Origin of the sequence: Flavobacterium sandaracinum (genome assembly GCF_004349135.1) — a bacterium.
GTDB lineage: Bacteria > Bacteroidota > Bacteroidia > Flavobacteriales > Flavobacteriaceae > Flavobacterium > Flavobacterium sandaracinum.
In genome coordinates, this window is sequence record NZ_SMFN01000031.1 from 24,960 (window position 1) to 31,217 (window position 6,258).

Annotated in this window: 5 protein-coding genes; 3 read left to right on the forward strand and 2 right to left on the reverse strand. The window is 34.8% G+C overall.

Features of this window, described 5'->3' with window-relative positions; translation table 11 throughout:
• Nucleotides 1-28: 28 nt before the first annotated feature.
• Together E0F91_RS16705 and E0F91_RS16710 are read left to right on the forward strand one after the other, a co-directional pair.
• A complete protein-coding gene (locus E0F91_RS16705) occupies nt 29-2,377 on the forward strand; it encodes a S9 family peptidase (RefSeq protein WP_132067523.1) in 2,349 nt (782 codons plus the stop codon).
• Between the two features lie 113 nt (nt 2,378-2,490).
• Nucleotides 2,491-3,444 (forward strand): phosphoribosylaminoimidazolesuccinocarboxamide synthase, encoded by a 954-nt coding sequence (locus E0F91_RS16710; RefSeq protein WP_132067524.1) that lies wholly within the window; start codon nt 2,491-2,493, stop codon nt 3,442-3,444.
• Nucleotides 3,445-3,501: 57 nt separating this feature from the next.
• Here the strand turns inward: E0F91_RS16710 and E0F91_RS16715 are convergent, their stop codons facing one another.
• Together E0F91_RS16715 and E0F91_RS16720 are read right to left on the reverse strand one after the other, a co-directional pair.
• Entirely contained in the window at nt 3,502-3,957 is a 456-nt protein-coding gene (locus E0F91_RS16715; protein WP_132067525.1) for a DUF1801 domain-containing protein, read from the reverse strand.
• A 151-nt stretch (nt 3,958-4,108) separates the two neighbouring features.
• A complete protein-coding gene (locus E0F91_RS16720) occupies nt 4,109-5,197 on the reverse strand; it encodes a M42 family metallopeptidase (protein ID WP_132067526.1) in 1,089 nt (362 codons plus the stop codon).
• An 82-nt stretch (nt 5,198-5,279) separates the two neighbouring features.
• On the opposite strand from E0F91_RS16720, the gene E0F91_RS16725 reads away from it, so the two are divergent.
• The gene (locus E0F91_RS16725) at nt 5,280-5,957 is read left to right on the forward strand and encodes a DUF4294 domain-containing protein (RefSeq protein ID WP_132067527.1); all 678 of its coding nucleotides are present in this window, start codon (nt 5,280-5,282) and stop codon (nt 5,955-5,957) included.
• Nucleotides 5,958-6,258 lie beyond the last annotated feature (301 nt).

A 6,258-nucleotide genomic window follows, 5' to 3' on the forward strand; every position in this document is an offset into this window, starting at 1 on the left:
TCAATTTTAATATTAAATTATAATCAACATGAATAAAAAGTTACTCCTTGTTATCTGTATTTTATTTTCCATTGCAATGCAAAGTCAAACGCTAAAATTGGAAGAAATTATGAAAGGTAACGCTTTCATTGGTGCTCAACCAGAAAATGAAAGATGGTCTTTAGATGGGCAGAAAATATATTTTGATTGGAATCCAAATAATGAATTGGGTACCAGTACTTATTTTTGGAAAAACGGATTGTCAAAACCTGAATTGGTATCTCCAACCGAAGCCTCATTTTCAAAAATTGACTTCAAGAAAACAACCAATCCAGATTTGTATTATTATATCGATAAAGGAAGATTATTTTCGTATTCCTTAAAAAGTAAAACCTCGAAAAAACTATACCAACAAAGTAGTCCAATTGCTAATTTACAAATGGGTGCTGTGCCAGGAATTCTTTATTTCAGACAAAATGAAAATCTTTTTCAGTTCAATACCATTGAAGGGTCCATTATTCAAATCACGAACTTTCGTAAAGGAAAATCGGATGAGAAAGCCAGTAATAAAGAATCTTTTTTGAAAAGTCAACAAGAGGAATTATTTCAATTTGTCAGAGATCAGGAAGCGCTGAAAAAATGGAACTTGGCCAAATCAAAAACTACAAAATCTGATTTTCCAAAACCGTACTATTATGGAAAAAACACTTTTGGAAGCTTGAAAGTGGATCCAAAAGGAAATTTCGCCACCTTCAGATTAATAGAAGATTCAGAACGTAAAAGTGAAAAAATGGAACTTTTCATAACTGCTGATGGTTACAACCAAATTGAAGATACTAAGGAAAAAGTTTCTGTAGATAATTTATTGAATACTAAGTTCGGGATTTATAACATCGCCAAAGATTCTGTTTATTTTGTGAATTTTTCATCGTTGAGTCACATTCAGGATGTTCCTAAATATTTTGAGACCTATGAAAAATCAAAAACTGCAGAAAAAAAGAACAAACTAATTGTAGTTCAGGAACCTATTTATAATGAAAATGGTTCATATGCAATTAGTGAAATAAGAAGTCAGGACAACAAAGACCGATGGATTGTTAGTTTGAATTTAGAAAATGGAACTTTTCAAGAATTAGATCATCAACATGATGAAGCTTGGATTGGCGGTCCTGGAATTCCTTCTAATTCTTACGGAAGAGGAACGCTTGGATTTTTAGGTGACAATGAAACGGTTTATTTCCAATCCGAAGAAACCGGTTATTCTCATTTGTATAGCTATAATTTAAAGTCAAAAAAGAAAACACAACTAACAAAAGGAAATTGGGAAGTGCGCAATGTGACTTTGGCCAAAGATAAAAAGTCTTTTTATTTAACCACAACGACTACGCATCCTGGTAACAGAAACTTTTATAAATTGGAAGTTACAAACCCGGTTTTACAACCTATTTTAACCAAAGATGGCGCTCATGAAGTGAGTTTATCTCCAGACGAAAGCACATTACTGGTACGCTATTCTTATAAAAATAAACCTTGGGAATTGTATGTTGCGTCTAATAAAAAGAATGCGAACTTAAATCAAATAACGTCTTCACAAACGGGAAGTTTCAAAGGATATTCTTGGCGTGAATCAGAAGTAATTACTTTCAAAGCGCAAGATGGAACTCCTGTAAATGCCAGATTATATAAGCCAGAATCTGCAAATGCGAATAAAGCAGCAATCTTGTTTGTTCATGGAGCTGGTTATTTGCAAAACGCACATAACTATTGGAGTACCTACCACAGAGAATACATGTTTCATAATATGTTGGTCGATTTAGGATACACCGTTTTAGATATTGATTATAGAGGTAGCGATGGTTACGGACGTGATTTTAGAACTGGAATTTATCGTTTTATGGGCGGGAAAGATTTAACAGATCAAATAGACGGAAAGAAATATCTAGTCGAGAATTACGGAATTGATGCTTCAAAAGTTGGAATTTATGGAGGTTCTTACGGTGGTTTTATCACCTTGATGGGAATGTTGACCACTCCAAAAGAGTTTGCATCAGGTGCTGCTTTACGTTCTGTTACAGATTGGGCACATTACAATCATGGGTACACCGGCAACATTCTTAATTTTCCTGAAACGGATCCAGATGCGTACAAAAAAAGTTCTCCAATCTATTTTGCAAATAATTTAGAAGGAGAATTGTTGATGCTCCACGGAATGGTAGATGACAATGTAGAATACAAAGATATTGTTCGTTTGTCTCAGCGTTTTATCGAATTAGGCAAGAAAAAATGGAGTTTGTCCAGTTTCCCCGTGGAAGCTCATGGTTTTAAAGAAACCTATTCTTGGGTTGATGAATACAGCCGAATCTTAAACTTGTTCAACGATACATTACTTGAAAAATAGTTTTTAGAAATAAAAATAATATTTTAGAGTTACACTATTTTTCTTTGCGAAACTCTCTGAAATAGTTTTAAATTTGCAGGAACAAAAATAAACACACACACACAACTAGTATAATGAGCAACACCATCACAACTACTGATTTTAATTTTCCAAACCAGAAATCTGTTTACCGCGGTAAAGTAAGAGAAGTGTACAATATCAATGATGAACTTTTGGTTATGGTGGCTACAGACCGACTTTCGGCTTTTGATGTAGTTTTGCCAAAGGGGATTCCATATAAAGGTCAAATCCTAAACCAAATTGCAACAAAATTCATGGAATTGACGGAAGATATTGTTCCGAACTGGTTGATTGCAACTCCAGATCCTAATGTAGCGGTGGGGCATTTATGTGAGCCTTTCAAAGTAGAAATGGTGATTCGTGGTTATCTCTCAGGTCATGCTGCTCGTGAATACGCTCTTGGCAAAAGAGAAATATGCGGCGTGAAAATGCCTGACTATTTGAAAGAAAATGACAAATTCCCAGAACCTATTATTACGCCGACTACCAAAGCGGACAACGGAGAACACGATGCGGATATTTCTCGTGAGGATATTTTATCGAAAGGAATTGTTTTTGAAGAAGATTATGTTGTTTTAGAAAAATTTACGAGAGATTTATATCAAAGGGGAACGGAAATTGCTGCTAGTCGTGGTTTGATTTTGGTAGATACTAAATATGAATTTGGTAAAACTAAAGAGGGTGTGATTGTCTTGATTGACGAAATTCACACGCCTGATTCTTCTCGTTATTTTTATGCTGAAGGATACCAGGAACGTCAAAACAGTGGAGAAGAACAAAAACAATTATCGAAAGAGTTTGTTCGTCGTTGGTTAATCGAGAATGGTTTTCAAGGATTGGAAGGGCAACAAATTCCAAATATGACCGACGAATACATAGAAACCGTTTCAGAACGGTATATTGAATTATACGAAAATATCTTAGGAGAGAAATTTGTAAAAGCAGATATTTCTAATATTGATGAACGAATTGAGAAAAATACTTTGGAATATCTAGCGAACAGATAAAACAATTTCTATAAAAATAAATAAGACTGCAATTCATAATTTTGAATTGCGGTTTTTTTATTTTTTTAGTGATGATTCATAACAACTAATCCATTCTTGAACGGATATTTTTTGTGCGAGTTCAGCAATTAACTCAAACGGAATTTGGTTCATCTTCTTAAATCGGATGCAACTTTTCCCCATATCTAATTTTTGGGTGCTGTGCTTTGGGTATTCATTAATAAACCAATTTAGTAATGAATCGTTTGCATAAATTCCCATATGGTACAATACAATGCAGTTTTTTTGTGATGCAAGAGCTATAAATGGCAACGGAAGTTTTGAATTACAATGGTAGCTATTAGGATAAATAGAATGTGGCACTACATAACCAATCATGCCGTATGACATTTGTTCAACAAATCCATTTGGAATATTCTCAAGAATAGTTTCTCTCAGTTTTGTAAAAGCTATTTTTCTTTCCTCTGGGATTTCTTCTAAATAGGCTTCGATTGATTTGGCGGTTGATTGCATTTTTATGAATTGTATGAGTAAAGTTAACAAAAAAACCGCAATTCATAATTTGAACTGCGGTTTTTTAGCCCCGATAGTAGTGAAAATCCTTTGTGTCCTGATTTTTTCAGGACACAAAGATTGGAGCGGATAGCGGGATCAGCTCCTAAAACTATTTGAAATAAGAGAATGTTTCTTCATTTTCCAATTTCAATAAGGTTTCATAAATTAATTTAATCACGTTTTCAACGTCATCACGATGAACCATTTCAACCGTAGTATGCATGTAACGCAACGGTAAGGATATCAAAGCCGAAGCTACTCCGCCATTACTGTATGCAAAAGCATCAGTGTCTGTGCCCGTAACACGAGAGGAGGCCAATCGCTGAAACGGAATTTCTTTTGCCATAGCAGTTTCTAAAATCAATTCTCGCAAATTATTTTGAACAGCAGGTGCATAAGTAACTACAGGTCCTTTGCCTATTTTTGTATCTCCTTCAATTTTCTTTTCGATCATTGGAGTAGTGGAGTCATGGCAAACATCAGTAACAATGGCCACGTTTGGTTTGATGGTTTTGGTAATCATTTCGGCGCCACGAAGACCTACTTCTTCCTGAACCGAATTGGTGATATACAATCCGAAAGGAAGTTTTATTTTGTTTTCATGTAACAATCGAGCTACTTCGGCAATCATAAATCCACCCATACGGTTGTCAATGGCGCGACAGACAAATTTGTTTTCGTTCAAAATCATGAATTCATCAGGATAGGTGATTACGCAACCCACATGAACACCCATTTTGTCTACTTGTTCTTTAGTTTCACAACCAATGTCAATAAATAAATTATCCACTTTAGCTCCTTCTTCTTTTCCTCTATTGCGGGTATGAATAGCTGGCCAGCCAAAAACACCTTTTATAATTCCTGCTTTAGTATGAATATTGACACGTTTTGAAGGTGCAATTTGGTGATCTGAACCACCGTTTCTAATCACGTAGATTAGTCCATCATCGGTAATGTAATTGACGTACCATGAAATTTCGTCAGCATGCCCTTCGATCACTACCTTATAAGGTGCTTCTGGATTTATAATTCCAACTGCAGTGCCGTAAGTGTCCGTTATAAATGTATCTACATAAGGTTTCAGGTATTCCATCCATAATTTTTGCCCACCACTTTCATAACCTGTAGGTGATGCATTATTGAGATAGTTTTCTAAAAACTCAAGCGATGACTTGTTTAATATTGATTTAGTGCTCATAAAATTATTTTTTTGCTAAATTATAAATTTGGCATTACACTTGTGTATATATTGTATAATTTTGGCAATTAAATTTTCCCATATGAAGCTAATTAATTTTTTGTTATTTTTTCTATTTACCGCTTTATCTGTTAATGCACAGGTAATGCCTCAGGATACCACAACGATGGGCTATGAGTTAGAAGATGACGAATCTATTCTTAATGACACAATTCAATTACCCGAAGTTTTAATATACAAAGGAAAAATGGATCCCGAGGCTAGAAAGCAATTTTTATTGCTTCAAAGTAGGGTTTATAAAACCTATCCATATGCAAAACTAGCTTCAGAACGATTAACCATTCTTAATAAAGGAATGGCAAACCTTAAAACAAATAAGGAGAAAAAAAGATATTTTAAAATTGTAGAAAGTTATTTGAGTGACGAATTCGAAGCCAAGCTCAAAAAGCTTTCTCGTAAACAAGGTCAAATATTGGTAAAGTTAATACATCGTCAAACGGGGACAACAACCTATGAGTTGGTCAAAAACCTTAAAAGTGGTTGGAAAGCATTTTGGTCTAATACGGCGGCAAGCATGTTTGATATCAATTTAAAAACAAAGTATGCACCTTTCGATGTTAATGAAGACTACCTAATAGAAACAATATTAGCACGGGGATTTGATTCTGGAAGGTTGCAAAATCAGAATCCTGCAAAACCAGTTGATTATGATAATTTAACAGATACTTGGGAGTCCAGAGCTGAAAAGCCGAAAAAATAATTTTCATTTGGGCGTTTCCCTCTATAAAAGAGAGGCTATTATCTAAATGGGTAGTAGCCTCTTTTTTACATAGGGTCGGGCTATTCGCTACAAGTCCTCGTCAAGTTGCGTTACACTTCACTTGGCTGCGGGATTTTTGCTACTATCCCTAACGCGGGGAGTTGTATATTTGATTTAGAATTCGGTGTACCTTATATATAGGAATAGAATGTCTAATATAATGAGAACCGTAAGAAACATACAAGGAACAACTGCCCAAGCGATAAAAAAACTTAACCCACCATAGATGATAGTGCAGTCA

Excerpts from the sequence above, each read along its gene's own strand:
- E0F91_RS16705 (WP_132067523.1), top strand. The coding sequence starts at position 29 with ATGAATAAAAAGTTACTCCTTGTTATCTGTATTTTATTTTCCATTGCA.
- E0F91_RS16710 (WP_132067524.1), top strand. The coding sequence starts at position 2,491 with ATGAGCAACACCATCACAACTACTGATTTTAATTTTCCAAACCAGAAA.
- E0F91_RS16715 (WP_132067525.1), bottom strand. The coding sequence starts at position 3,957 with ATGCAATCAACCGCCAAATCAATCGAAGCCTATTTAGAAGAAATCCCA.
- E0F91_RS16720 (WP_132067526.1), bottom strand. The coding sequence starts at position 5,197 with ATGAGCACTAAATCAATATTAAACAAGTCATCGCTTGAGTTTTTAGAA.
- E0F91_RS16725 (WP_132067527.1), top strand. The coding sequence starts at position 5,280 with ATGAAGCTAATTAATTTTTTGTTATTTTTTCTATTTACCGCTTTATCT.